This is a genomic window from Micromonospora parastrephiae, assembly GCF_016802865.1.
Lineage (GTDB): Bacteria > Actinomycetota > Actinomycetes > Mycobacteriales > Micromonosporaceae > Micromonospora > Micromonospora parastrephiae.
In genome coordinates this window covers 1-24,377 of sequence record NZ_JAEVHM010000023.1, presented here as the reverse complement: position 1 = coordinate 24,377, position 24,377 = coordinate 1, and the positions used below count along the sequence as shown (strand labels likewise).

Sequence of the window (24,377 nt, the reverse complement as noted above, 5' to 3'; positions counted from 1 at the left end):
TTCAGACGACGGGAAAATCCAGCAACGCTTGCAGGGCGGGGGTGTGCGGGCAGTGGTCCCGACGCACCCCGTCCAGCATCCGGACCTCGGTGAGCCCGCGCACCGACGAGCTGAACCAGACCCCGTCGGCGGCGTGCAACTCCGACGGCGTGACCATCCGTTCGGCGCCGCTCAGACCCAGCTGGTCGGCGTGGGCGAGCAGCCAGGCCACGGTCGTGCCGGGCAGGATGCCGGTGGTGGCGGCCGGCACCGTGCAGAGCGTGTTCCCGGTGAGCCACACCACGTTGGCCGTGGGCCCTTCCAGGGCGTACCCGTCGGAGGAGACCCAGAGCACGTCGTCCACCCCGGCCCGGTGTGCCCAGCGGCGGGCGGCGGTGCTGACCGCGTACGAGGTGGACTTGATGCCAGCCGGCAACCAGTCCAGCCCGGTACGCGCGTCGGCGGGCACCCCCAGCGGCAGGGTGGCGACGCTGATCCCGTTCCGTCGGGCCGCCCGCGACGACGCCGGCACCTCGGTCAGCGTGGCGTAGACGGTCGGCCGGCCGGCGGCCTCCGGGCCCCGGGTGCAGACCAGCCGCAGCGCACCTTCGACCTGCGCGGGCCAGCCCACGCACACCGCGTCGAGCAGGTCGACCAGCGTGTCGGTGGGGGGCAGGTCCAGGTCGACGGCGGCAGCCGCCGTGGCCAGCCGGGCCAGGTGCTCGTCGCGCAGCCATGGTCGGCCCCGGCGCAGGTGCATGGACTCGAAGAGCCCGTCGCCGTGCAGGACGCCCCGGTCGTCGCCGCGGAGCACGGGCTCGTCGGCCGGGATCAGGCCCCGCCCGAGCACGGCGATCCGCGCGCTCGGCGAGGCCGGGACCGGGCCGACGGACGACGTCACCATGACGGTCGAGCCTAACGGCGGTTGGTCGCGGCCAGGAGAGGGCACGATCGCCGAACTATGATCGGACGGTGTCCGAATCCTCCCTCGCGGAAATGCTCCGGGCCCGTGGGCTGCGGCTGACAGCCCAGCGGCAGCTCGTCCTCCAAGCGGTGCTCGATCTCGGCCACGCCACACCGGAGCAGGTGCACACCGCGGTCCGGGAGGTCGCCGCCGGCGTCAACATCACCACCATCTACCGCACGCTGGAGCTGCTGGAACGGCTCGGCCTGGTGACCCACACGCACCTCTCACACGGCTCGCCGACCTACCACGCGGCCGGTGAGCACCAACACGTCCACCTGGTCTGCCGGGAGTGCGGCGCGATCGACGAGGTCGATCCGGAGCTGTTCCGCCCCCTCAGCGACCAGCTGGCCGCGCAGCGGGGTTTCCAGGTGGACATCGGGCACGTGTCACTCTTCGGCGTCTGCGCACGCTGCGAGAACGGGGACCACAAATGATCGACATCGCGGGTGCGGTGGCCGTCGAAAGCATCGACGAGGCCAGCCGCGACCAGCCGGATCCGGCGCACGTCGCGGCGGGGGTGCGGGGGGGTCGCCGCGCACTACGGCGACCCACTGCGCGAGCAGCGCATCCTGGACACCGAGGTCGGCCTCGTCGACCGCTCGCACCGGGGCGTCATCGCGGTGCCGGGGGAGGAGCGCGCCGGTTGGCTGCACACCATCACCTCGCAGCACCTGACGACGCTGGCCGCCAATGAGGGCACCGAGCTGCTGGTGCTCTCCCCGCACGGGCACGTCGAGCAGCACGCCCTGGTGGCCGAGGACGGCGAGACCACCTGGCTGGACACCGAGCCCGGTGCGACCGAGGGTCTGCTCGCGTACCTGGAGAAGATGCGCTTCTTCAGCAAGGTCGACCCGCGCGACGCCACCGCCGAGCGGGCGCTGCTGTCGCTGGTCGGGCCGGCCGCGCCGGAGGCGCTGGGCACGCTCGGCGTGACCGGCCTGGCCGAACCGGACCTGGTCGCGGTGCCCGGTCCGAAGTTCGCCGCCGGCGCCGTGCCACCGCGGGCGAGCGTTCGGTACGACGTACGACCGCTGCCCGTGGGCGGCTGGGCGCGACGCGGGCCGCTCGGGGTGGACCTGCTGGTGCCCCGCTCGGCGATGGATCAGGTGGTGGCGGAGTTGCGCGGCGCGGGCGTGCCGGTGGCGGGCCTGTGGGCGTACGAGGCGATCCGGGTTGCCGCCCGACGGCCCCGGCTCGGGGTGGACACCGACCACCGGACCATCCCGGCCGAGGTGGACCTGATCGGCCCGGCGGTGCACCTGGACAAGGGCTGCTACCGGGGTCAGGAGACGGTGGCCCGGGTGCACAACATGGGCCGCCCGCCGCGTCGTCTGGTGCTGCTGCACCTGGACGGGGTGACCACCGACCAGCCGCCGACCGCCGGTACGCCGGTGACCCTCGACGGCCGGACGGTGGGCTTCGTCGGCACCGCCGTCCTGCACCACGAGCTGGGCCAGGTCGCCCTCGCCGTGCTGAAGCGAAACGTTCCGGACGACGCCACGCTGCTGATCGGTCAGACGGCGGCGGCGATCGACCCGTCCTGAGCCGGCCGTCTAGGATCGCCGGCATGACGACAGGGACGTTGATCACGGTGGCCCCGACCGGCGCGGAGTCGGCCAAGGCGGAGGTCCCGGCACTGCCGGTGACCCTCGACGAGCTGCTGCTCACCGCCAAGGAGTGCGAGGCGCTCGGTGCCGCCGTGATCCACGTCCACATCCGCGACGACGCGGCGCGGCCCACCCTCGACCCGGCACGCCTGGCCGAGACGGTGGCGGCGCTGCGGGAGAGCACCGACCTGATCGTGCAGCTCTCCTCGGGCGGCGCGGTGACCGACCCGGAGGCGTCCCGACTCGCGGTGCTGGACGCCCGGCCGGACATGGCCTCCTGCACCATGGGCACGGTCAATTTCGGCGACGACGTCTTCCTCAACCGCTGGGAGTTCATCGTCGACCTGCACAGCCGCATGCAGGACCGGGGGATCGTTCCGGAGTACGAGATCTTCGACCTCGGGCACCTGTCCGCGTTGCAGCGACTCCTCGGCAAGTACGGGCTGCCGTCCGGCGGGCACGTGCACGTCGACTTCGTGATGGGTGTGCCGGGCGGCATGCCGGGCACCACCGAGACGCTGGTGGCGGCGCACCGGATGCTGCGGGACCTGCCGGAGGGCACCACCTTCTCGGCCACCGGCATCGGTCGCAGCACCATTCCGGTGATGCTGGCCTCGTTGTCGACCGGTGGGCACCTGCGCGTCGGCATGGAGGACACGGTGACGTACGCGAAGGGCCGCCCGGTGGAGTCCAACATGCAGTTGGTCGCCCGCGCGGTCGGCTTCGCCCAGCTCGCCCAGCGTCCACCGCTGACCACCACCGAGGCCCGCGAGCTGCTCGGGGTGTAAGGCCGCACCTGTCCCGCGCCCCTGTCACCCGGGCGGTGGGCGACCTGGTCACCCCGCCGTCGGTCCCCCCGGAAGCGTCGGTACCGTCCAGCACGTGGGAAAGACGTACGAGGGCGGCGCGCCGCTCGCCGAGGTGGTCCGGTCCGGGTTCGTCGAGGGTGTGCACCGCGGCTCGGTGGTGGTGCTGGACGCCGCCGGTGTGCCGGTGGCCGCCGCCGGGGACGTGACCGCTCCGGTCTTTCCCCGCTCGGCCAGCAAGCCGTTGCAGACGATCGGGATGCTCCGCGCCGGTCTGCCGCTGACCGATCCGGCCGATCTGGCGCTGGTGTCGGCCAGCCACGCGGGCGAGGACTTCCACCTGGCCCGGGTGGGCGCGCTGCTGGACCGGGCCGGGCTCGACGCGTCGGCCCTGCACTGCCCGCCCGACCTGCCGGTGGGCGCGGCGGCCCGGGAAGCGGTGCTGCGCGCCGGGGGCGGACCGACCCGGGTGCAGATGAACTGCTCCGGCAAGCACAGCGGCATGTTGTTGACCTGCGAGGCGGCCGGCTGGCCGCTGGACGGCTACTGGCGACCGGAGCACCCGTTGCAGCAGGGGTTGCGGGCCGCCATCGAGGAGTTCACCGGCGAGCAGGCGGCGGCGGTGGGGGTGGACGGCTGCGGCGCCCCGGTGCTCGCGGTGTCCCTGACCGGCCTGGCCGGGGCGTACCTGCGGCTGGTCGACGCCGAACCCGGCTCGGCGCCGCGCGCGGTCGCCGACGCGATGCGCGCCCACCCGGAGATCGTCGGCGGTACCCGGGCCGACGACACCCGCCTGATGCGGGGCGTCCCGGGCCTGCTGGCGAAGGTCGGCGCCGAGGGCGTGATCACGGTGGGGCTGCCGGGGGTCGCGCCGTCGCTGTGAAGATCGACGACGGCGCCGACCGGGCCCGGATGCCGGTGCTGGTCTCCGCGCTGCGCCGGCTCGGCGTGGACGCCCCGGTGCTGACCGAGTACGCGGAGCTGCCGCTCTTCGGTGGCGGCGTTCCGGTCGGGGCGGTCCGTCCGCTCTGGTGACACCACCGGTCCACCGGACGGTGTCCGACCTCCCGACGCGGAGGCCAACTCCTTGTCAGGCGATATACCTCAGAGTCATAAATATGACTCCGAGGTATATCGCTCGTCGCGGCGCTGGCCTCGTCGCGGCGCTGGCCGTGCGTCTGACGGGCTGGGTGCGCGCCTCGCCGCCTCTGGCGCGTCGCGCCCCGACGCGGCAGCGGCGCAGCTGTCAGCCCAAAAAGTCGAGCAGCGCGGCGTTGACCGGTTCGGGGCGCTCCAGCGGCAGCAGGTGCGCGGCGTCCGGCACGTCGGGCAGTCGTACCCCGTTGGGTGCCTCGGCGGCGATCCGGTCGGCCAGCCGGCTGATGTCCGGCACGTCCGCGGCGCCGGCGGTGACCAGGACGGGCATCCGCAGCTCGCCGAGGCGGCCGATCGCCGGCGGTGACAGTTCGCCGACCTCGACCGCGCCGAGCGCCAGCTCGGCGGCGAGCGCGCGCTGGTCCATCTCCTGCGCGAACGCGATCAGCTCGGGGTCGACGTCGGCAGGCTCGCGGCCCGGACCGACCACCCAGAAGCGCACCTCGCCGGCCGCCCCGGCGACGAAGTCGTCCGGGTCGACCTCGCCGACCAGGTCGTCCCAGAGGTCGTTCGCCTCTTCGGACCACTCGTTGCCGGAGACCGCCGTGTCGAACAGCGCGAGCGCGCTCACCCGGTCGGGGTGGGCCAGGGCGGTGTCGATGGCCACCGATCCACCGAAGGAGCAGCCGACCAGGGCTGCCCGGGGCAGGTCGAGCGCGTCCAGCAGGCCGGCCACGTCGTCGTGGTGCGCGAACGGGGCCGGGGGGAGTTCGGAGTCGCCGTACCCGCGCAGGTCCGGGACGATCACGCGGTGCCGGGCGGCGAGCGCCGGGACCTGTCCCCGCCACATCCGACGGTCGGCGATGCCGGCGTGCAGCAGCACGACGGGCGAACCGGTGCCGACCTCGTCGTACGCGATGACTGCTCCATTGACTGTGATCTTGTGCACGGAAGGGACGGTACGGACCGGACGAGCCGGCACGCAAACCCGATGCTGAGACCTTGCTAACTCTGGTTAGCGTTTTGCTTGCAGGAGCTAGCACGTCCGGCTAGCGTCGCTGTCATGGCCACACCGAAGGACCTTCCCGACGTCGGCGGGTTCATCCGCGATCTGCGGCGCAACGCCAAGATCTCGCTGCGGCAGCTCGCCGAGCAGGCCGGGGTCAGCAATCCGTACCTGAGCCAGATCGAACGCGGCCTGCGCAAGCCCAGCGCCGAGGTGCTCCAACAGCTGGCCAGCGCGCTGCGGGTCTCCACCCCGGCGATGTACCTGCGGGCCGGGCTGCTCGACGACAAGGAGGGCCACGGTGTGCTCGCGGCCATCGCGGTGGACACCGACCTGACGATGGCCCAGAAGCAGTCCCTCAGCCAGATCTACGAGACGTTCCGGCGGGAGAACGCCCGGCTGGCCGAGACGGAAGCCGCCACCGAGACTCCCGGCGCGAGTACCACCGGCGGCCCGGTCGGGACGACCACCCCGACCGACGTCGCCGACCAGCCGGCGGACGTGGCCAACCTCGCCGCCACCGGTCCCACCACCGCGGGCGGGACTCCGACCGAGGCCGTGCTCGAGTCGGTCACCGTCACCGAGGCGGGCCCCGCTCCCGCCCCGAGCACCAACACCCCCGAGAAGAAGGCCGCCGGTCCGGCGGTCCGGAAAGCCGCCGAGGCGGCCGAAGAGGAGACGTCATGACCGAGCCGAAGACCAACCGCATCCCCGCCCCGATCTACGCCGCCGCCGGCGCCGGGGAATTGGCCCTCGAGCAGCTGCGCAAGCTGCCGACCGTGGTCGGCGTCCTCGGCACCCGGGTCGTCGCCGACCTGGGTGGCCGGGCCGTGCTGACCGGCTTCGAGCTGCGCCAGAAGGCCACCGAGACGCTGCGTACCGCCAACGAGACCGCCGGCACCCTGCGCGGCCGGGCACAGGCCGAACTGGACCTCGCCAAGCTCCGTGAGTCGGCCGATCTGGCCAAGCTGCGCGAGGTCGCCGACCTCGACAAGCTGCGCTCCGCCGCGACCCGCAACGCCGCCGCGGTGGTCGCGAGCGCCCAGGCCGCACAGGAGCGGGCGTTTGCCGCGTACGGCGCCCTGGTCGCCCGCGGTGAGCGGGTCGTCGGCGCCGGTGTGCTGGAGGCCGCCGAGACGGTCAACGCCGACATCGAGGCGACCCAGGCCGTGACGTCGACCACCGCCCCGGCCGAGACCACCGCCCCGGCTGCCACCCCGGCCGAGGTCTCGACCCCGACCGAGGTGCCGACCCCGCTCGAGGTGGCCGAGATCGCCGAGGCGAAGCCGGCCGCGGTCAAGAAGGCCGCCCGGGCGCCGAAGGCCGCCAAGCCCGCCGCCACCCCGTCGGCGAAGCTGCCCCGCACCACGAAGCGGACCGGCCCGGCGGGCGAGTAGTTCGCCGCGTCGGCGACCCCGGCGGCGTCCTTGTCGGACGTAGCCGGGGTCGCCGACATAAGCTTGCCGGCATGGCCAACGCCGCGCCGATCTTCGCCTTCGAAGTCCGCTACGTGATCGAGCTGATCCTGCTCGTCTTCGCGCTGATCATCCAGGGTGTCGCGCTGGTGCACGCCGTCACACAGCGCTCCGACGCCTTTCCCGCCATCGGGACGCTGCCCAAGGGTGGCTGGATCGCCATCCTGGCGGTCTGCCTCGTGCTCACCCTGCTGGGCTTCGGTCCGATCAGCCTCTTCGGACTGATCGGTATCGCCGCCGCGCTCATCTACCTGCTCGATGTCCGGGTCGGCCTGCGCGACCTGAGTGACGGCAAAGGGTTCTGGTGAGAGGTTTCCGCTGGCCGCCCCCACCCGACAGCGGGCCCCGCACCTGGGGGCCCGGCCCGGGTGGGCCGCGTACCGGCCGGCCCGCGTTGCCGGAGCCGGAGACCGAACTGGTCACCACCCCGCACGGCGTACGACTGGAGCGGCTGGTCACCGGCACCGGTGATCCGGTCACCGTGTTCGCGCACGGGCTGGGCAACGGCATCGCCACCACCCGCCCGTTCGGCAGTGGCGTGACCGGCCGCAAGGTGTTCTTCCAGTTCCGCGGGCACGGCCGTTCCGACGCCCCGGACGGGCCGTGGACGTACCTCGACCTGGCCCGGGATCTGCGCGCGGTCGCGGACCTCGGCGGCGCCAGTCGCGCGTTCGGGGTGAGCCTCGGCGCTGGTGCCCTCTGCCGCCTGCTGACGGAGAGCCCGGAGCGCTTCGAGAAGCTGGTCTTCTTCCTGCCCGCGGTGCTCGACGAGCCGCGCGCGCCGGTGGCCTGGCAACGCGTCACCGACCTGCTGGAGGCGGTGGAAAGTGGGGACGCCTCGGCGGTGGCCGACGTCGTCTCGCTGGAACTGCCGTCGGCGGTGCGTAACACCCCGGCCGGCTGGGCGTACCTGCGGCAGCGGCTCGACCAGCTGCTCCGTGACGGTCTCGCCGACGGCCTGGCCACCCTGCCGGAGCAGGTGCCGCTGCGTGACGTCACCGCCCTGTCGGCGGTCACCGCGCCGGCGTTGGTGATCGGTTGCGCGGGCGACGACCTGCACCCGGTCGAGGTCGCCGAGCGGCTCGCCGCCGCGCTGCCCCGGGCCACCCTGCACGTGTACGACCGGCCCGGCGTGCTCTGGTCGGAACGCGCCGACCTGCGGGACCGCGTCTCCGGCTTCCTCAACGAGTAGCCTGCCCTGTCATGGGCGTCACACAGCATGGCCGGACGCACCGGCTGGATCTCGCCGACCCGACTCTGCGCGAGTGGACCTGCACGGTCCTGCACGCCGACCCGGAGCAGGGCATCGTGTTGGACCGTTCGGCGTTCTATCCGGGCGGCGGCGGTCAGCCACCCGACCACGGCGTGCTGCTGTGGCAGGGCGTGCAGACCCGGATCGTCGGCACCCGCAAGGGCGACGATCCGTACCTGATTCCCGCCGAGGGTGATCCGCTGCCGCCGGCCGGCACCGAGGTCGTCGGCGCGGTGGAGGACGAGCGTCGTAGCCGGCTGATGCGCACCCACTCCGGCCTGCACGTGCTCTGCGGCGTGGTGTTCCGCGACTTCGGCGCGCTCGTGACCGGCGGAAACATGGAACCCGGCGAGGCCAGGATGGACTTCAACCTCCCCGAGGTGCCGCCGGACTTCAAGAGCCGGATCGAGGAGCTGGTCAACGCCGAGGTGACCGCCGACCGGTCGGTCGCCGTCCGGGTGCTGCCGCGCGCCGAGGCGCTGTCCCTACCGGACATCATCCGCACCCAGTCGAACCTCATCCCGCCGGACGAGCAGGAGGTCCGGATCGTCGACATCGTCGGGCTGGACGTGCAGGCCGACGGGGGCACCCACGTCGCGTCCACCGCGCAGATCGGCAAGGTGCAGGTGGTCAAGGTGGAGAGCAAGGGCCGGGCCAACCGCCGGGTTCGCGTCAGACTGGTGGATTGACAAATTCGGACGGCGGTTGTCAGGTATCGCTGACAATCTCGCAGGTATGACACAACCGCTCGCAGGAAAGATCGCGCTCGTCGCCGGTGCCACCCGGGGTGCCGGGCGGCAGATCGCGGTCCAGCTGGGTGCCGCCGGCGCCACCGTGTACGCCACCGGTCGCAGCAGCCGTGCCGGCCGCTCGGAGATGGACCGGCCGGAGACCATCGAGGAGACCGCCGAGCTGGTCACCGCGGCCGGCGGCACCGGCATCGCCGTCCAGGTCGACCACCTGGTGCCCGAGCAGGTCCGCGACCTGGTCGCCCGGATCGACGCCGAGCAGGGCCAACTCGACGTGCTGGTGAACGACATCTGGGGCGGCGACCCTCTGGTCACCTGGGACAAGCCGGTCTGGGAGCAGCCGCTGGACGCGGGTTTCCGCACCCTGCGGCTGGCCGTCGACACACACATCATCACCAGTCACTTCGCCCTGCCGCTGCTGATCCGGAGGCCCGGTGGCCTGGTGGTGGAGATGGGCGACGGCACCAAGGCGTACAACGACGAGAACTACCGGCTGTCGGTCTTCTACGACCTGGCCAAGGTTTCGGTCAACCGGCTCGCCTTCAGCCAGGCGCATGAGCTGAAGCCGCACGGCTGCACGGCGGTGGCGCTCACCCCCGGCTGGATCCGCTCCGAGGCCATGCTGGAGCACTTCGGAGTGACCGAGGAGAACTGGCGCGACGGCGCCGCCACCGACCCGAACTTCCTCATCTCGGAAACCCCGGCCTTCGTCGGCCGTGCGGTGGCCGCGCTCGCCGCCGACGAGGAGAAGGCCCGCTGGAACGGCAAGTCCGTCGACGCGGGCACGCTGTCCAAGGTGTACGGGTTCACCGACCTCGACGGCAGTCAACCCGAGGGCTTCCGCTACATCACCGAGGTGGTCGACGCGGGCAAACCGGCGGACGTGACCGGCTACCGGTAGAGCGCACCGAGACGGTCGGCGGCCTCCGCGAGCAACTGCCGTAGCTCGGGTGGGTCGACGACCTCCACCTCGGGGCCGAGCCCCAGCAGTTGGTGATAGGCCACCTGGACGGACTCGACGGGCAGCCGGGCCACCACCCAGCCCTGCCCGTCGGGCGGACCGGCGGCGGCGGCCACCTCGTCGTACACGAAGGGGGCGTCGACCAGGTGTCGGAGCTGGCGCAGGCCGGCGGGGCTGAGCCGGACGGTGACCTCGGCCCTCAGCATGGTCCGCAGGAACGACCCGGCCTGCTCGCGCCAGTGCCCGGCCAGGTCGAAGCCCTCGTCGCGGTCGAAGCTCTCCTCGCCCACCTCGACCCCGGTGACCCGGTCCACCCGGTAGGTGCGGGTGTCGTCGCCGATGCGGCCGACCAGATACCAGGTCCCGCTCTTGAGCACCAGGCCGTACGGCTGGACCTGCCGGGTCACCTCACGGTCGCCGCGTCGGTAGCGCAGCTCCACCACCCGATCTCCCCAGACCGCCCGGGCCAACTCGGAAAGCCAGAGTGGTGGCTCGGTCTCCCGGAACCAGCCCGGCACGTCCAGGTGGAACCGCTGCCCGGCGCGTGCCGGTGCGTCGCGCAGGGCCGGTGGCAGCGCGGCAAGCACCTTCAACTCGGCTGCCGCCACCGCGTCGGCGAGCCCCATGTCGCCGGCCGGCCCGGGCAGGCCGGCGAGGAAGAGCGCCTCGGCTTCGTCCCGGGTCAGCCCTGTCAGTCGGGTCCGGTAACCGCCCAGCAACCGGTACCCGCCGGCCCGACCCCGGTCGGCGTACACCGGCACCCCGGCGGCGGAGAGGGCCAACACGTCCCGGTAGACGGTCCGCTCGGAAACCTCCAGTTCCCTCGCCAGCTCGCCCGCCGTCATCGACCCGCGCGCCTGCAACAGCAACAGCAACGAGATCAGTCGGGAGACGCGCACCCGCCCATCCTGCCCGCTCGCCACCCGGCGGATTCGATCACCGGTCGTTAGGCTGCTCGATCGTGGATGTCAGCAAAATCGCCAGCCCGGTGACCGGGGTCGTCGGACGCTTCCTCGCGGGTGCGGGGCTGCTCCTGCGCGGGTTCGGCCTCTACGTTCGCAGCCCTGGGCTGATGCTGCTGGGCATCGTGCCGGCGCTGATCTCCGGCGTGCTGTTCGTGGCCGCGTTCGCCACCCTCGTGTACTTCGTGGACGACCTCGCCGCCCTGGTCACCCCGTTCGCCGACGACTGGTCGACCTCCGCCCGCAGCCTGGTCCGGGTGATCGCGGGGCTGGCCTTCCTGGGGCTCGGCGGGCTCCTCGGCGTGCTCACCTTCACGGCGGTGACCCTGGTCATCGGCGACCCGTTCTACGAGAAGATCTCCGAGCGGGTGGAGGAGCGACTCGGCGGCACCCCGGGTGCGGTGGAGGTCCCCTTCTGGTCGTCGCTGCGCCGCAGCATCGCCGACTCGGTACGCCTGGTGGCGCTCACCGCGCTGGTCGGCATCCCACTCTTCCTCGCCGGCTTCATCCCGGTGGTCGGCCAGACGGTCGTACCGGTGATCGGGGCGGCGGTCGGTGGCTGGTTCCTCGCCGTGGAGCTGGTCGGGGCGCCGTTCTACCGGCGGGGGATGCGGCTGCCGCAGCGTCGGACGATCCTCAAGGCGGACCGGCCGGCCGCGCTGGGCTTCGGGGTGGCGGTCTTCCTCTGCTTCCTCATCCCGCTCGGCGCGGTGCTGATCATGCCGGCGGCGGTCGCCGGTGCCACCCTGCTGGCCCGCCGATCGTTGGGCCAGTCGACCGAGGAGCGCTGACATGGAGATCACCCTGGTCGACGGGGACATCACCACCGAGCGCGTGGACGCCGTCGTGAACGCCGCGAACTCGTCGCTGCTCGGCGGCGGCGGAGTCGACGGCGCGATCCACCGGCGCGGAGGACCGGGTCTTCAACAACATGGTCGCCTAGAGGGCGGGTGCTGATCACCCGGCTCAAGGGGTGACTGCTGATCAGGTCAGCTCGGCCAGGCAGGACCACTCGGCTGCGACCGGCCGGTAGCCCAGCCGGGCGTTGATCGCGAGCATCGGCGCGTTCGCCTCGTCGTTCGAGGTGTACGCGATGCGTGCGCCGTTGGCGGCGGCTCGGTGCAGTGCCGCCGTCTTGGCCAGTCGGGCCAGCCCTCGGCCCCGGTACGCTGGAACGCTGCAGGTGTAGTCCGACCACATTCGGTCGCCGTCCCGCTTCACCACGCTGAACGCGGCCACCACTCCGTCGACCTCGGCGGCGGTGCTGGCCGTCCGGTCGAGGCCGAGGTTCTCCCAGACGTCGTACCGCCAGCTCTCGTAGCTCATCGCGTCGACCGGTACATCGCCCGGCTCGTCGACCGCCGAGGCCACGTCCGCCTCGTACAGGAGGTGCGGGTCCATGTCCGCGAGCGGGCGCAGCCGTACGCCCGGCGGCGGGTCGGGCAGCGCGGGGGCCGGAATCAGGTCGAGTGCCGAGAAACGCAGCTCTCGGCTGGGTTCGAAGCCGTGCCGACGGGCGAACGGCAGCGCCTCTGGCTGGGCGAAGGTGCGCAACCGGCGGACCCCCATTGGGGCGAGGTGACCTGTCGCGGTCGTCAGCAGCGCGGTGCCGATACCGCGTCGCCGGTGCTGCGGGTGCACGTGCAGCAGGTTGATGTCACCGAAGTCCGGCGTCGAGGTCGAAGGGTTGCGTTGCGCCGTCACCCATCCGACGATCTTGGCGTCGACCTCGGCCACGAAGGCGGTCCATCCCCTTCCCGGTATCGGCTCGGCGATCATCTTCTGGGTCGACTCGACGCCGCGCACCAGGTACGGGAAGACCACCGCCCGCAGTGCCACCACGGCCGGGGCATCATCGGGACGCGCCACACGGATCCGCATCTCAGACCGCCATCCGGACGGCGGCGACGGCCTCGACCTCGGTGAGCTGGTCGGTGTAGCCGAGCACGGCCACCAGCGGGCACGCCCCGGCGGTGAACACCAGTCGGGCAGGTGAGTCGATGGTGGCCGCGTACTCGGCGACGTCGGAGAGGGCGGGGACGTGCAGCAGCGCGACAGGGTCCGGCATGCCGGCGAGGCTAACGACGATCTCCCGTGAGAGCGACGCATTAACTGCGCCGTCCACCCCGATCGCAGGCACCAACTTCATCGAAATAGTGGCCTCCGGGCGTCGTGAGGCCACTATTTCCATGAAGTTGTGCGGATCTTGGAGCGGGCACGCGGCACTCGGCACGCGGGCACGCGGGTCAGGCGGAGGCGCGTCGGATCAGCTCCGTGGGGAGCATGACCACCGGCTCGATGGTCTCCCCGGCGGCCAGCCGGAGCAGCTGACGGGTCATCCGGCGGCCGAGTTCCACGATCGGTTGCCGGACGGTGGTCAGCGGCGGTTCGGTGTAGGCGGCGGTCTCGATGTCGTCGAAGCCGACCACCGCCACGTCCTCCGGCACCCGCCGGCCGGCCTCGCGCAGCGTCCGCAGCGCGGCGTGCGCCATCAGGTCGGAGGCGGCGAAGACGCCGTCCAGGTCGGGGTGGTCGGCGAGTAGCCGCTGCATCGCCGCGCCCCCGGACTCCCGGGTGAAGTCGCCGACGGCGACCAGCTCGGGCAGCCCGGCGGCGGCCACGGCGGTGCGGTAACCGGTGAGCCGTTCGATCCCCGCGACCATGTCCTGCGGGCCGGCGATGGTGGCGATCCGTCGGCGACCGCTGTCGATCAGGTGGTGGACGGCGGCGGTCACCCCGCCGACGTGGTCGACGTCGACGTACGGCACCGGCACGTCACCGAGCGGCCGGCCGCTGCACACCACCGGGATGCCGAGCCGGGCCAGCGTGCCGGGCAGCGGGTCGGCGCCGTGCAGCGAGGCGAACAGCACCCCGTCCACGTGGCGGCCGGTGGTGTACCGCTCGACGCGGTGGTGCCCCGCCGGTGAGCCGGCCAGCATCAGCACCAGTTGCTTGTCGGCCGCCTCCAGTTCCTGGCTGACGCCGCGGATGATGCCGGGGAAGACCTGGTCGTCGGAGAAGACGCGGGTGGCCGCCTCCGGCATGACCAGGGCGATCGAGTCGGTGCGCTGGGTGACCAGGCTGCGGGCGGCCAGGTTGGGGACGTACCCCAGCTCGGCGACGGCCCGGTTGACGGCCTCGCGGATCGGTTCGGCGACGGTGGTGGAGCCGTTGACCACGCGGGAGACGGTGGCCCGGGAAACCCCGGCCCGTGCCGCCACCGCCTCGAGCGTCGGCCGGTGCGCCGTCGTCATCGCGACTCCCCCCGCTCGTCACAGCCCGTTCCGGGAGATCACCTCCTGGTACCACCGGGCGCTGGCCTTCGGTGTGCGCCGCTGGGTCAGGTAGTCGACGTGCACAATCCCGAACCGCTTGCGGTAACCCTCCGCCCACTCGAAGTTGTCCAGGAATGACCATACGAGATAACCGCGCAGGTCCACGCCCCGGGAGATCGCCTCGTGCGCGGCGCGCAGGTGCCCGTCGAGGTAGGAGATCCGATCGGTGTCGATCACCTGCGCCGGACCGTCGGGCGAGTCGGCGCCAGCCTTGTCGGGGAACGCCGCGCCGTTCTCGGTGATCAGCAGCGGCACACCGGGGTAGTCGGTGGCGATCCGCTCCAACAGTCGGGTCAGCCCGGCCGGTTCGATCATCCATCCCATGTCGGTGAGCGGCCCGGTCGCGGGCAGGAAGTGCACCGCGCCCTCGGTGCCCGGGTACGCGCCGTTGCCGGCGCCGTCCGGTCGACCCGCGACGTAGCTGGGCGCGTAGTAGTTGATGCCGAGCAGGTCGATGGGGGCGGCGATCAGCTTCTCGTCACCGTCGCGGATGAACGTCGGCTCGACGATGCGCGCCACGTGCTCGCGTACGTCGTCGGGGTAGCCGCCGGCCAGCAGAGGGTCGAGGAAGATCCGGTTGTGCAGGCCGTCGACCAGGCGGACCGCGGCGGCGTCCGCCGCGCTCTGCGGGTCGGCCGGCCGTACGTCGGCCGGGTTGACGGTGATGCCCACGCTGCGCGCGCCGGCCGCGCGCAGCGCCCGCGCCGCCAGGCCGTGCCCGAGCAGCAGATGGTGTACGGCGGTGAAGGCCGCCGCCGGGTCCTGCTCGCCGGGGGCGTGCACCCCGTTGCCGTAACCGAGGTACGCGGAGCACCACGGCTCGTTGAGGGTGGTCCACACGTCCACACGGTCGCCGAGGCGGGCGTACACGGCGGTGGCGTACGTGGCGAAGTGCTCGGCGGTGTCCCGGTTGGTCCAGCCGCCCCGATCGTCCAGGGTCTGTGGCAGATCCCAGTGGTACAGGGTGACGATCGGGTCGATCTCCCGGTCGAGGAGCGCGTCGGTGAGCCGGTCGTAGAAGTCCAGCCCACGGGGGTTGGCCGGACCGGTGCCGTCGGGCTGGATCCGGGGCCAGGAGACCGAGAAGCGGTACGCCCGCAGCCCCAGCTCGGCCATCAGCGCCACGTCGTCGGCGTACCGGTGGTAGTGGTCGCAGGCGACGTCGCCGGTGTGGCCCTGGTACACCTTGCCCGGCGTACGGCTGAAGGTGTCCCAGATGGACGGACCGCGGCCGTCGTCGCGGGCCGCGCCCTCGATCTGGTACGCGGCGGTGGCCGCCCCCCAGAGAAAATGCTCGGGAAAACGGAGTTCGTTCACGCCTTGACCGCACCTTCCATGATCCCGCCGATGATCTGGCGGCCGAACAGCACGAAGACCAGCAGCAGGGGCAGCGTCGCGATGGCTGTCCCGGTGAACACCTGCGACATGTCCTGGTAGTACCCGTCCGACAGCGCCCGCAGGGAGAGCTGCACGGTCGGATTCGCGGGGTCGTTCAGCACAGCGTACGGCCACAGGAAGTCGTTCCAGGTGGTCATGAACGTGAGCAGACCGAGCACCGCGGCGGCCGGGCGTAGCGCGGGCAGCACCACGTGCCACCAGATCCGGGCGGTGCCGCAGCCGTCCATCCGGGCGGCCTCGATCAGCTCGTCGCTGATCGCCTGGCCGGCGTACTGCCGCATCATGAACACCCCGAACCCGGTGACCAGCACCGGGACGATCACCGCGGGCAACCGGTCGTTCCAGTGCAGCCGGGTCATCAGCAGGTAGAGCGGGATCACGCCGAGCTGCGTCGGCACCATCATGGTCGCGATGATCACCAGCAGCAGCGCGTTGCGGCCGCGGAACCGCAGCTTGGCGAAGGCGAACCCGGCCAGGCTGGAGAAGAACACCACGGAGACGGTCACCGTGGTCGCGACGATCACCGAGTTGATCAGGCCGGTCAGGAAGTACGCGTCGGTGTTGTCGAACAGCCGGGAGATGTTGGCCCCCAGGTTGCCGCCCGGCGTGATCGGGGGCGGCAGTTGCCCCATGGCGTCGCTGGAACGGCTGGCGACCACGAACATCCACCAGATCGGAAAAATCGACAGGCCGGCGGCGAACACCAGGGCGAGGTAGGTGAGCGGGCTGGCCCGCCAGAGCCGGCTCATCGGGCCGCTCCCTTCCGAGGGCCGGGCCCGCCACCGAGGCGGCGCAGGACCAGCACGTTGACCGCCGCGACGATCGCGATGAGCGCGAAGAGCAGCCAGGCGACCGCCGAGCCGTACCCGAAGTTGTAGTGCGGGGCGAAGGCGTTCTCGAACATGTACATGGTCAGGGTCTGCGACTCGCGCAGCGGTCCGCCCCGGATCGGATTCGTGCCGGAATGGAACATCCGGGGCTCGGTGAAGAGCTGCAACCCGCCGATCGTGGCGATGATGGCGCAGAAGATGATCGTCGGCTTGAGCAGCGGCACGGTGACCGACCAGAACTGCCGGGCCCGGTTGGCTCCGTCGATCGCCGCCGCCTCGTACAGGTCACGGGGGATGGCCTGCATCGCGGCCAGCAGGATCAGCGCGTTGTAGCCGGTCCACCGCCAGTCGACCATGGCGGAGATGGCCACCCAGGAGGCGAACCGGTTGGATTTCCACTCGATCGCGTCCAGGCCGACCAGGTCGAGCAGCCAGTTGACCATGCCGAACTCGCGGCCGAAGAGCACCCCGAAGACGATCGCCACGGCGGCGGTGGAGGTGACGTTCGGGACGAGCACGGCCATCCGCCAGCCGGTGCGGGCCCGTAGCCCCCGGTTCAGGAGGTTGGCCAGCCAGAGCGCGGCGAGCAACTGCGGCACGGTGGAGATCACGAAGATGCCCAGCGTGTTGACCAACGCGTGCCAGAAGTCGACGTCGGCGAGCAGCCGGGTGTAGTTCTCCGCGCCGACGAACGGGTGGTCGGTGCCGAGCAGGTCCCAGTCGTGCAGGGAGACCCAGAAGGTGTACGCCAGCGGGTAGACCCCGAAGACCGCGAACAGCAGGAAGAACGGGGCGATGTAGAGGTACGGCGAGAAGCGGGTGTCGAACCGGCTGAGCCGACCCGAGGATTGGCGTTGGTTACCGGGTGCCGGTGCGACCGGCGGACGGGCGTCGAGCTGGACGGTCATGCCCGGGGACTCCTTTCCGTCGTGCGGGCGGGACCTCGGCTTCCCGGGCCCGCCCGCACGCTGGCTCGGGCTACTTGGCGGCGGCCTTCTTCGCGTTGGTCACCGCGTCGGTCCAGCCCTGCCCCGGGTTGCGCTGGCCGAGTTCCACCGTCCGCACGGCGTTCTCCACCTCGGTGCGGACGGCCTGGTTCTTCGGGCCCATGTAGACCGGCTTGAGGCTCTTCGCGCCGGCGCCGAAGATGGTGCCGACGGGCGCTCCGGAGAAGTACGCGTTGGAAGCGCCGGTGATCGCGGGGTCGTCGAGCGCCTGCGGGGAGGACGGCAGCGGACCCTTGGCCTTGAACGCGCCGATCTGCCCCTTGGCGCTGGTGAGGAACTTGACCAGCTCGATCGCCTCGGCCTGGTGCTTGCTCTGCTTGGGTACGGCGAGGTGCGATCCACCCCAGTTGCCGCCGTTGCCGGGCACCCGGGCGATGTCCCACCTGCCCTGGGCGGTCGGGCCGGCATTGCCCTCGATGACCCCGGTCATCCAGGCGGGGCAGGCGATGGTGGCGAACTTGGACTGCTTGAAGGCGGAGACCCACTCCTCGGACCAGGATCCGTACTTCCCGGAGAGGCCCGAGTCGACGATGTCCATGGTGGTGTCCCAGGCCTGCCGTACGGCCGGGTTGCTGTCGACGACGAGCTTGTCGCTGGTGTCGTAGTAGCTGTACCCGGTGGTGTTGCCGGCGGTCTGCAGCAGGATGGTGTTGAAGGTGTTGGTGGCCGCGTCGAGGAAGGACGCGCCGGTCTTGGCGGCGACGAACCGTTCCCCGGTGGCGATGTAGTCCTGCCAGGTGGGCCAGAGCTTCGAGACCGCGTCCCGCTCGGTGGGCAGGCCGGCCTTCTCGAAGAGGTCCTTGCGGTAGCACATGGCGATGCCGCCGACGTCGGTGCCGAGGCCGATGAGCTGCTTGCCGTCGGCGGTCAGCCCGGCGTTCCACTTCCATTCGAGGAAGTTGCCCTTGAGGTCGGCGGCGCCGTGGTCCAGCAGGTTGACGAAGTTGCCGGGGTTCGCCTTGTACTCGACCAGCAGGCCCTCCTCGATGGCCACGACGTCGCCGGCGCCCCGGCCGGCGGCGAGCCACTGGGTGAGCTTCGGTGAGTATTCGTCGAGGTTGGTGCCGGTGCCTCGCTCGACGATCTTCACGTCGGGGTGCGCGGCCATGTACTCCTGGTAGAGCTGCTCGTAGCCGAACTGGCCGAAGACGTCGACGGTCAGCGTGACCGGTCCGTCCCCGCCCTGCTCGTCGCCGCCGCCGCAGCCAGCGGTGACGAGCAGGGCGGTGGTGGCGGCGAGGGCCACCGCTGCGAGGCGGCGGCGCGGGAAGACAGCCATGGGATTCGGACCCCTCTCAAGGTGGTCGATGGCGGCGGTAATGAGAGAGCGCTCTCGCACGAGGGTGGGGGGTCCCCCCGGCACTGTCAAGAGAGCGCTCTCTCAAAGTTGCCGAATGGTTGCCAACACGAACGAGGGCGTCACCCCGTTGGGGTGACGCCCTCGCCAGAGCGCAGACCGGTCAGTCGGGACGCAGACCGTCGAGCAGGCTGCGGTCGCCGGTGACGTCCAACGTCTCGAAGCTCACCCGGCCCCAGAGGGCCAGCAGCAGATCGCTCGCGGTGCCGGTGACCTGCACCCGGGCATGGTGATCATCGTGGTCGAGGATGGTCGCCGTGTCGAGCAGCGCCACCCCCTGGCCGCGCAGCCGCAGATACCACTCCTGAGCCGCGTCGGTCGCCGCGAGCTGCACCACGCCGTGCCAGTCGCCCTGCACATGCCGCCGGCCCGCCGGCAGCCAGGTGTCCAGCACCTCGCTCACCCCGTCGGCCGCGAGCTTCGCCTCCACCGGCTCACCGGCGGCGATGGCGAGCTGAGCGTCCCAGCGGTGCACCGCCGTCTCGTGCGCCATCCGGCGCGGCCAGAAACCCGCCCGCTTCGGCTGCGGAGCCCAGTTCCACGCCGGCGCCTCCGGGTCGAGCCCGTCGAAGAGGGTCATCAGCCTGTCGTACCCCTGCTGCCAGAGCTGCAACGGGCTCACGCCGGGCTCCGCCTCGACCCGTTCCCGGCGGGGCGGCACAGTCGTTAGGCCGGAGCCGGCGACCGAAGAAACCCAATGGTAGATGCCGGCGAGGTGCAGGGTGAGATCGTTGACTGTCCAGCCCGGACAGGACAGCACCGGTGTCTCCGGCGGCGCCTCGGCCACCGCCGCGGCGAAGGCCGGCCCCTCCGCCCGGAGCGCACCGATCCAGAAATCCTTGCTGCCCTGCAGTCTGCTCATCGCCATCCTCCCGGGGGTGCCGAGCCACCAGTGGGTGCCACGGCTACTCCTCAGCCTAAGGTGAAAGACGTGTCAGACGCCTACGCCCAGCCGACAACCGAAGCCGATCGTGCCATCCCTGGTCCACTGGCCAGTTACACCACGCTGCGGATGGGCGGGCCGGCCGGGCGGATCATGGCCGCGACCAGCGCCGACGAGATCGTGGAGGCCGTCCGGGCCGCAGACGAGCCGGTCCTGATCCTGGCCGGCGGCAGCAACGTGGTGATCGGCGACACAGGCTTCCCCGGCACCGTCGTCCTGGTGCGCTCCCGCGGCCTGCGCGTCATCGCCGAGGACGCCGGGTCGGTCACGGTACGCGTCGAGGCCGGCGAACCGTGGGACGACCTGGTCGCCGCCACCGTCGCCAACGGCTGGTCCGGGCTGGAGTGCCTTTCCGGCGTCCCCGGCTCGACCGGCGCCACCCCGATCCAGAACGTCGGCGCGTACGGCCAGGAAGTCGCCGAGACGATCACCGGAGTCGAGGTGTACGACCGGGCCGACGGCGGCCGCCACGTCATCCCCGCCGCCGACTGCGAGTTCGCCTACCGGGGCAGCATCTTCAAGTACCGGGACCGCTGGGTGGTGCTGTCCGTCGACTTCCGACTCGCCCGGTCCCCGCTCTCCGGCCCGGTGCGGTACGCCGAACTGGCCCGGGCGCTCGGCGTCGAGGTCGGCGACCAGGTGCCGCTGGCCGACGCCCGCGCGGCGGTGCTGCGCCTACGCGCCGGCAAGGGCATGGTGCTCGACGCCACCGACCCCGACACCCGCTCGGTCGGCTCCTTCTTCACCAACCCGGTCCTCGACCGGGCAACGTACGAGTCGCTCCGGGAACGCGCCGCCGAACTGGGCGACCCGCCGAACTGGCCCGGTGCCGACGGCATGGTCAAGGTGAGCGCGGCCTGGTTGATCGACAAGGCCGGCTTCGCGAAGGGGCACCCCGGCCCGGACGGCGCGGCCATCTCCGGCAAGCACACCCTGGCCCTCACCAACCGCAGCGGCACGGCCAGCACCAGTGACCTGCTCACCCTGGCCGCCACCATCCGCGACACGGTGCATACCCGCTTCGGCGTGACCCTCCACCCCCGGCAGGCTGCTGGTAGACGTCGGGGATGTCGTCGCGGTCGCGTCGACGGTCTCTTCGTCGTGGATGCGCCGGTAGGTGCGGTTCCGCAGGCGCAGGATGATCGTGGCCAGCACCGGCCGACACGTCGATCCAGGCGAAGCCGGTGTCCATCTTTGCCCGCTTCAGCCCAGCAGGTCCATCCTGTGTCGACGCCGAAGGTGAAGGCACAAGCCGTGGGCGCAGGTCCATCTGTAGCAAGGGAGCGGACGGGCCCCTGAGATACACATCGGATGGCTATCGTCGATGCGCCGGCTGGGCCATTGGCGGCTGCAGCGGAACGTGCTCAACTGGGCTGGTGACTACCGACCCGCGCAGGGCGCGGGACGTCCTGAGTGACTCGGCCGTACTACTGGGAGGTCAGGTGTCCCGCCCCCCTTACCGTCCTGACGTGGTGCTCGTGCCTGCGTGGGTGGCGGAGCGTCCGGAGACGGTCGAGCGGCTCAACGGGCTGCTGGCCGAGGCCGGTTTGGGCCGGCCGTTGTCCCCGCCGGCGGCCCCCGCACCGCCCGCCGTCGAACTGGTGGAACTGCCCGTCCAGGGTGACCCGGTGGCCGTGGCCCGGGCCAGCCGCCGGCTGGCCGGCCGAGCCGACGCCGACGTGCCGGAGTGCCTGACCGACTACGAGTGCACGGCCGCGACCGTGGAGGACGACGCCCGGCTGGAGGAGAATCTCTACCCGTACTTCCGGGCCAGCGGCTGCAAGAGTGGGCATGGCACCGTTGCCTGGCTTCCGGCGCCCGACTACGTGATGATGCCGAAGCCCATACGGCGCCCGGCCAGCCAGTTCCCGGCCGGGCGGCCCGTGGTGGCGCTGCTCGACACCGGGGTGCGGGAGCACGACTGGCTGGTGGAGACCGACGGCGAGCCGTACTGGGAGGAGGCGCAGGGATGGACGCCGCTGCGCACCATTCCGGAGATCGCCGGCCAGGAGAGCCACGGCGAGGAGACAGACGGGCCGGACTTCGGTAGTCACTGGGGGCACGGCACCTTCCTCGCCGGGCTGGTCCGCCTCAAGGCGCCCGACGCGCGGACCCTCTCGTTGCGGGTGATGAACGATGCGGGCCGGGTCAGCGACCTGAACGCGGCACACGCGCTGAACTGGCTGGCGGACCGGGTTTGCGACGGCCACCGGGTCGACGTCGTACTGACCGCGTTCGGCCGCCCGGGGGTCGGCGAGGAGGAAGAGCTGGAGCCGGTCCGGGAGGCGCTCAAACGCCTGGCGGACCGGGGCGTTCCGGTGGTCGCTTCGGCCGGGAACGGCGGTACGGACAGCCCAGTCTATCCGGCTGCCTTCGCCGTCGACCCGACGCTTACCGTGATCAGCGTCGGGGCCTGCGCCTCGCCGACCGCCCGGGCGGCATACAGCAACCACGGGGTATGGGTGCGCCAGTGGCACGAGGGCACCAACGCGGTGAGCATCATGCCGTTGTCCACGGCACCGGTCACCGTGCAGGGCGCGTACGCCTACTGGAGCGGCACGTCGTTCGCGGCGGCCCGGTACGCGGGCCAGCTCGCCCAGGGGCTGGTGCCGGCATCCGTGCGGCTGCCGGACTGACGCCATGTCCAATGTGCCGGTGGACCGCGCGGGCGCATCGCTCGACCGCGCGGCACGCCTCGGCGAGCGCCTCGAACGGGCCAGGGCGGGCGACCGGGACGCCCTCGACGAGGTGGTCCGGGAACTCAACCCGCTGCTGTGGCGCGTCGCCCGGGCACAGGGCCTCGCCCTCGAGGAGGCCGCCGATGTCGTCCAGACGACCTGGCTGGAGCTAGTACGCGGACTGCACACCATACGGTCCTCGAGCGCGCTCACCGCGTGGCTGGTGACCACCACCCGCCGGGAATCCTGGCGTGTACGTGGGCTCACACAGCGGCAGACACCGCATGATGCGGCGACACTGGAGTCCTCGCCCGACCCGGATCCCGGCCCGGCCGAGCTGCTGCTGTCGGAGGAACGTGACCGGGCGCTATGGCAGCACGTCGCGCGGCTGCCGGAGCGGTGCCGGGCGCTGCTGCGGATCGTCGCGCACGTCGACCGCCCCGACTACACGGTGGTGGCCGAGGCGCTGGGCATGCCGCGCGGCAGCATCGGGCCGACCCGTGGCCGGTGCCTGGCAAAGCTGCGGGAGATGCTGGCCGCCGACTCGACGTGGAGCCCGACATGACCGCCCCGCACTCCGCCGACCAGCCGCTCGACGACCTGGACCAGGCGATCCTGGACCAGTTGGCCGCGGTGCTCACCCGGCTCGACCCGCCGCCCCCCGACCTCGACGACCGGGTACGCCTTGTACTGGCACTCGACGACGTTGACCGGGACGTCGCCCGGCTGCGCGAAGAGCATCTCGTCGGCGCGGTGCGTGGCACGGAACGGACCCGCACCCTGACTTTCGACGCGGAGAGCCGAACCGTGATGATCACGATCGTGGACCGGCCCGACGGCCTCGTCCGAATCGACGGCTGGCTCGCGCCTGGCGCCGCCGTACGGGTCGAGCTGCGGCACCCCGCGCCCGACCCGTCCCAGACGGTGGAGTCCGACGCGTCCGGCCGGTTCGTGCTGGACGGCGTGCCGCACGGCCTGGCGCAGGTGGTGGTGCACCCGGCGCGGGGTGAGCACGCACCGCAGGTGGTCACGCCGGCCCTCACTCTGTGACATGGACCCGGCCGCACTCGCTCGCCGAGCCACCCGCTGGCACGCGGCGGGCCTGGCGTCTAGCGACGCCGGCCAGCCGGGGCGGGCCGCCCGGGAACTGCGGGCGGGCCTGCGGCTGGCAAAGCGCCACCCCGCCCTGCGCGACATCCACGCCCGCCTGCTGATCAGCCTCGCCTGGGCCGAGTCCGAGCGAGGCCGGGTGGAGCTGGGCTTCCGACTGCTGGACGAGGCCGAGGCACTCGTGGCTCCGCCGCAGCGGCCGATCCTGCTCGGCCAGCGGGCCCTGCTGCTCAAACGCAGCGGCCGCAACGCGGAGGCGCTGCGCCAGTACGACGAGTCCATTGACCTGTTGAGCAACCTGACACACCCGCCCGATCTGGTTAAGGCGCTCAACAATCGCAGCCTCGTGCACCTGGAGGCGGGCAACGTCCGGCTCGCCCGGGCCGACCTGCGGCGCTGCGCCGAGGTCGCCGCCCGGCACGGGCTCGGCCTGCATGTGGCCATGGCGCGGACGAACCTGGGTTGCCTCGACGTGATCGCCGGTGACCTGCCCGCCGCGCTGCGTGCCTTCGCCCAGTCCGACGCCGACTACCGGGTGCTCGCGCCGGGCCGGCTCGCCAACCTGGCCGTGGAACGGGCCCGCGCGCTGGTCGCGGCCGGGCTGTACCGCGAGGCCGAACGGCAACTCGCCAGCGCGGTGGAGCGGGCGACGCAGCAGCAGCTCGGACACACGTACGCGGATGCTCTCCAGGTTCGCGCGGAGGCGGCCCTGCTTGCCGGCGAGCCGGTCGCCGCCGCGCGGTGGGCCCGACGCGCCCGTGCCGCGTTCCTCGGCCGTACCAACGTCCGCCCGTGCGGCCCTGGCTGCCCTGCTCGAGCTGCGCGCCGACCAGGCGGTCGGCGAGGTCGACCAGGCGCGG

The 24,377-nt window shown here is 72.0% G+C and carries 24 protein-coding genes and 4 pseudogenes; 17 read left to right on the top strand and 11 right to left on the bottom strand.

The features are described from left to right. Window position 1: 1 nt before the first annotated feature. Window positions 2–883 carry an aminotransferase class IV gene (locus JNW91_RS07780; RefSeq protein ID WP_203174220.1) on the bottom strand — a complete coding sequence of 294 codons (882 nt, stop codon included), beginning with the start codon at window positions 881–883 and terminating at the stop codon, window positions 2–4. Between the two features lie 92 nt (window positions 884–975). On the opposite strand from JNW91_RS07780, the gene JNW91_RS07775 reads away from it, so the two are divergent. The 4 genes and pseudogenes from JNW91_RS07775 to JNW91_RS07760 all read left to right on the top strand — a co-directional run bounded on the left by JNW91_RS07775 (window position 976) and on the right by JNW91_RS07760 (window position 4,394). Then, window positions 976–1,380, top strand: coding sequence for a Fur family transcriptional regulator (locus JNW91_RS07775; protein WP_203174239.1), 405 nt, complete (start codon window positions 976–978; stop codon window positions 1,378–1,380). Beyond that, window positions 1,377–2,490 (top strand): annotated as a pseudogene (gene ygfZ / locus JNW91_RS07770) (CAF17-like 4Fe-4S cluster assembly/insertion protein YgfZ). Before JNW91_RS07775 ends, ygfZ begins: the two are co-directional and overlap by 4 nt. 23 nt (window positions 2,491–2,513) lie before the next feature. Further along, window positions 2,514–3,341: a BKACE family enzyme gene (locus JNW91_RS07765; RefSeq protein WP_203174219.1), complete on the top strand. Its 828-nt coding sequence runs from the start codon at window positions 2,514–2,516 to the stop codon at window positions 3,339–3,341. Window positions 3,342–3,435: 94 nt separating this feature from the next. Beyond that, window positions 3,436–4,394 (top strand): annotated as a pseudogene (locus JNW91_RS07760) (asparaginase). A 211-nt stretch (window positions 4,395–4,605) separates the two neighbouring features. Here the strand turns inward: JNW91_RS07760 and JNW91_RS07755 are convergent. After that, entirely contained in the window at window positions 4,606–5,403 is a 798-nt protein-coding gene (locus JNW91_RS07755; protein WP_203174218.1) for an alpha/beta fold hydrolase, read from the bottom strand. A gap of 114 nt (window positions 5,404–5,517) precedes the next feature. Here JNW91_RS07755 and JNW91_RS07750 point away from each other — a divergent pair, with 114 nt between their 5' ends. The 6 genes from JNW91_RS07750 (at window position 5,518) to JNW91_RS07725 (ending at window position 9,837) form a co-directional block, all read left to right on the top strand. Further along, the gene (locus JNW91_RS07750; protein ID WP_203174217.1) at window positions 5,518–6,147 is read left to right on the top strand and encodes a helix-turn-helix domain-containing protein; all 630 of its coding nucleotides are present in this window, start codon (window positions 5,518–5,520) and stop codon (window positions 6,145–6,147) included. After that, complete coding sequence (locus JNW91_RS07745) at window positions 6,144–6,857, top strand: hypothetical protein (protein ID WP_203174216.1); 714 nt, start codon at window positions 6,144–6,146, stop codon at window positions 6,855–6,857. The genes JNW91_RS07750 and JNW91_RS07745 overlap by 4 nt, the downstream gene beginning before the upstream one ends. A 71-nt stretch (window positions 6,858–6,928) precedes the next feature. Further along, entirely contained in the window at window positions 6,929–7,243 is a 315-nt protein-coding gene (locus tag JNW91_RS07740; RefSeq protein WP_030327754.1) for a DUF2516 family protein, read from the top strand. Beyond that, entirely contained in the window at window positions 7,240–8,127 is an 888-nt protein-coding gene (locus JNW91_RS07735) for an alpha/beta fold hydrolase (protein WP_203174215.1), read from the top strand. The genes JNW91_RS07740 and JNW91_RS07735 overlap by 4 nt, the downstream gene beginning before the upstream one ends. An 11-nt stretch (window positions 8,128–8,138) precedes the next feature. Continuing rightward, the gene (locus tag JNW91_RS07730; RefSeq protein WP_203174214.1) at window positions 8,139–8,876 is read left to right on the top strand and encodes an alanyl-tRNA editing protein; all 738 of its coding nucleotides are present in this window, start codon (window positions 8,139–8,141) and stop codon (window positions 8,874–8,876) included. 46 nt (window positions 8,877–8,922) lie between these two features. Beyond that, window positions 8,923–9,837, top strand: coding sequence for an SDR family oxidoreductase (locus JNW91_RS07725; RefSeq protein WP_203174213.1), 915 nt, complete (start codon window positions 8,923–8,925; stop codon window positions 9,835–9,837). Here JNW91_RS07725 and JNW91_RS07720 read toward each other — a convergent pair. After that, a complete protein-coding gene (locus tag JNW91_RS07720) occupies window positions 9,828–10,796 on the bottom strand; it encodes a helix-turn-helix transcriptional regulator (protein ID WP_203174212.1) in 969 nt (322 codons plus the stop codon). The genes JNW91_RS07725 and JNW91_RS07720 overlap by 10 nt on opposite strands. Before the next feature lie 62 nt (window positions 10,797–10,858). Between JNW91_RS07720 and JNW91_RS07715 the strand changes: the two genes are divergently transcribed. Next, window positions 10,859–11,650, top strand: coding sequence for an EI24 domain-containing protein (locus JNW91_RS07715; protein WP_203174211.1), 792 nt, complete (start codon window positions 10,859–10,861; stop codon window positions 11,648–11,650). A 1-nt stretch (window position 11,651) separates the two neighbouring features. Beyond that, window positions 11,652–11,798 (top strand): annotated as a pseudogene (locus JNW91_RS07710) (macro domain-containing protein); the annotation flags it as partial. Window positions 11,799–11,843: 45 nt separating this feature from the next. Here JNW91_RS07710 and JNW91_RS07705 read toward each other — a convergent pair. From JNW91_RS07705 to JNW91_RS07670, 8 genes are all read right to left on the bottom strand, one after another. After that, a complete protein-coding gene (locus tag JNW91_RS07705) occupies window positions 11,844–12,740 on the bottom strand; it encodes a GNAT family N-acetyltransferase (RefSeq protein WP_203174210.1) in 897 nt (298 codons plus the stop codon). Window position 12,741: 1 nt separating this feature from the next. Next, window positions 12,742–12,927, bottom strand: coding sequence for a hypothetical protein (locus JNW91_RS07700; protein WP_203174209.1), 186 nt, complete (start codon window positions 12,925–12,927; stop codon window positions 12,742–12,744). A gap of 178 nt (window positions 12,928–13,105) precedes the next feature. Continuing rightward, the gene (locus JNW91_RS07695) at window positions 13,106–14,113 is read right to left on the bottom strand and encodes a LacI family DNA-binding transcriptional regulator (protein ID WP_203174208.1); all 1,008 of its coding nucleotides are present in this window, start codon (window positions 14,111–14,113) and stop codon (window positions 13,106–13,108) included. 18 nt (window positions 14,114–14,131) lie between these two features. Further along, window positions 14,132–15,511: a GH1 family beta-glucosidase gene (locus tag JNW91_RS07690; protein ID WP_203174207.1), complete on the bottom strand. Its 1,380-nt coding sequence runs from the start codon at window positions 15,509–15,511 to the stop codon at window positions 14,132–14,134. Then, complete coding sequence (locus tag JNW91_RS07685) at window positions 15,508–16,341, bottom strand: carbohydrate ABC transporter permease (RefSeq protein WP_203174206.1); 834 nt, start codon at window positions 16,339–16,341, stop codon at window positions 15,508–15,510. Before JNW91_RS07685 ends, JNW91_RS07690 begins: the two co-directional genes overlap by 4 nt. Further along, window positions 16,338–17,330, bottom strand: a complete 993-nt coding sequence (locus tag JNW91_RS07680; protein ID WP_203174205.1) for a carbohydrate ABC transporter permease — start codon at window positions 17,328–17,330, stop codon at window positions 16,338–16,340. Before JNW91_RS07680 ends, JNW91_RS07685 begins: the two co-directional genes overlap by 4 nt. Before the next feature lie 70 nt (window positions 17,331–17,400). Continuing rightward, on the bottom strand, window positions 17,401–18,708 hold the full coding sequence (locus JNW91_RS07675; protein ID WP_203174204.1) for an ABC transporter substrate-binding protein: 1,308 nt from the start codon (window positions 18,706–18,708) through the stop codon (window positions 17,401–17,403). Between the two features lie 181 nt (window positions 18,709–18,889). Beyond that, a complete protein-coding gene (locus JNW91_RS07670; RefSeq protein WP_203174203.1) occupies window positions 18,890–19,648 on the bottom strand; it encodes a maleylpyruvate isomerase family mycothiol-dependent enzyme in 759 nt (252 codons plus the stop codon). A gap of 150 nt (window positions 19,649–19,798) precedes the next feature. Between JNW91_RS07670 and JNW91_RS07665 the strand changes: the two are divergent. The 5 genes and pseudogenes from JNW91_RS07665 to JNW91_RS07645 form a co-directional block, all read left to right on the top strand. Next, window positions 19,799–20,770: pseudogene (locus JNW91_RS07665) on the top strand (UDP-N-acetylmuramate dehydrogenase); the annotation flags it as partial. Window positions 20,771–21,198: 428 nt separating this feature from the next. Next, a complete protein-coding gene (locus JNW91_RS07660; protein WP_203174202.1) occupies window positions 21,199–22,365 on the top strand; it encodes a S8 family peptidase in 1,167 nt (388 codons plus the stop codon). A 19-nt stretch (window positions 22,366–22,384) separates the two neighbouring features. Next, window positions 22,385–22,972, top strand: a complete 588-nt coding sequence (locus tag JNW91_RS07655) for an RNA polymerase sigma factor (protein ID WP_309244277.1) — start codon at window positions 22,385–22,387, stop codon at window positions 22,970–22,972. Next, on the top strand, window positions 22,969–23,457 hold the full coding sequence (locus JNW91_RS07650) for a peptidase associated/transthyretin-like domain-containing protein (RefSeq protein ID WP_203174200.1): 489 nt from the start codon (window positions 22,969–22,971) through the stop codon (window positions 23,455–23,457). Before JNW91_RS07655 ends, JNW91_RS07650 begins: the two co-directional genes overlap by 4 nt. 1 nt (window position 23,458) lies before the next feature. Next, window positions 23,459–24,377 (top strand): hypothetical protein (locus JNW91_RS07645; RefSeq protein ID WP_407664273.1); only part of this gene is annotated, 919 nt, incomplete at its 3' end.

What these genes read in the sequence shown, in the direction of transcription:
- JNW91_RS07780 (WP_203174220.1), bottom strand. Translation starts at nt 883, where the DNA reads ATGGTGACGTCGTCCGTCGGCCCGGTCCCGGCCTCGCCGAGCGCGCGG.
- JNW91_RS07670 (WP_203174203.1), bottom strand. Translation starts at nt 19,648, where the DNA reads ATGAGCAGACTGCAGGGCAGCAAGGATTTCTGGATCGGTGCGCTCCGG.
- JNW91_RS07740 (WP_030327754.1), top strand. Translation starts at nt 6,929, where the DNA reads ATGGCCAACGCCGCGCCGATCTTCGCCTTCGAAGTCCGCTACGTGATC.
- JNW91_RS07705 (WP_203174210.1), bottom strand. Translation starts at nt 12,740, where the DNA reads ATGCGGATCCGTGTGGCGCGTCCCGATGATGCCCCGGCCGTGGTGGCA.
- JNW91_RS07695 (WP_203174208.1), bottom strand. Translation starts at nt 14,113, where the DNA reads ATGACGACGGCGCACCGGCCGACGCTCGAGGCGGTGGCGGCACGGGCC.
- JNW91_RS07685 (WP_203174206.1), bottom strand. Translation starts at nt 16,341, where the DNA reads ATGAGCCGGCTCTGGCGGGCCAGCCCGCTCACCTACCTCGCCCTGGTG.
- JNW91_RS07675 (WP_203174204.1), bottom strand. Translation starts at nt 18,708, where the DNA reads ATGGCTGTCTTCCCGCGCCGCCGCCTCGCAGCGGTGGCCCTCGCCGCC.
- JNW91_RS07750 (WP_203174217.1), top strand. Translation starts at nt 5,518, where the DNA reads ATGGCCACACCGAAGGACCTTCCCGACGTCGGCGGGTTCATCCGCGAT.
- JNW91_RS07730 (WP_203174214.1), top strand. Translation starts at nt 8,139, where the DNA reads ATGGGCGTCACACAGCATGGCCGGACGCACCGGCTGGATCTCGCCGAC.
- JNW91_RS07650 (WP_203174200.1), top strand. Translation starts at nt 22,969, where the DNA reads ATGACCGCCCCGCACTCCGCCGACCAGCCGCTCGACGACCTGGACCAG.
- JNW91_RS07745 (WP_203174216.1), top strand. Translation starts at nt 6,144, where the DNA reads ATGACCGAGCCGAAGACCAACCGCATCCCCGCCCCGATCTACGCCGCC.
- JNW91_RS07680 (WP_203174205.1), bottom strand. Translation starts at nt 17,330, where the DNA reads ATGACCGTCCAGCTCGACGCCCGTCCGCCGGTCGCACCGGCACCCGGT.
- JNW91_RS07700 (WP_203174209.1), bottom strand. Translation starts at nt 12,927, where the DNA reads ATGCCGGACCCTGTCGCGCTGCTGCACGTCCCCGCCCTCTCCGACGTC.
- JNW91_RS07765 (WP_203174219.1), top strand. Translation starts at nt 2,514, where the DNA reads ATGACGACAGGGACGTTGATCACGGTGGCCCCGACCGGCGCGGAGTCG.
- JNW91_RS07725 (WP_203174213.1), top strand. Translation starts at nt 8,923, where the DNA reads ATGACACAACCGCTCGCAGGAAAGATCGCGCTCGTCGCCGGTGCCACC.
- JNW91_RS07775 (WP_203174239.1), top strand. Translation starts at nt 976, where the DNA reads ATGCTCCGGGCCCGTGGGCTGCGGCTGACAGCCCAGCGGCAGCTCGTC.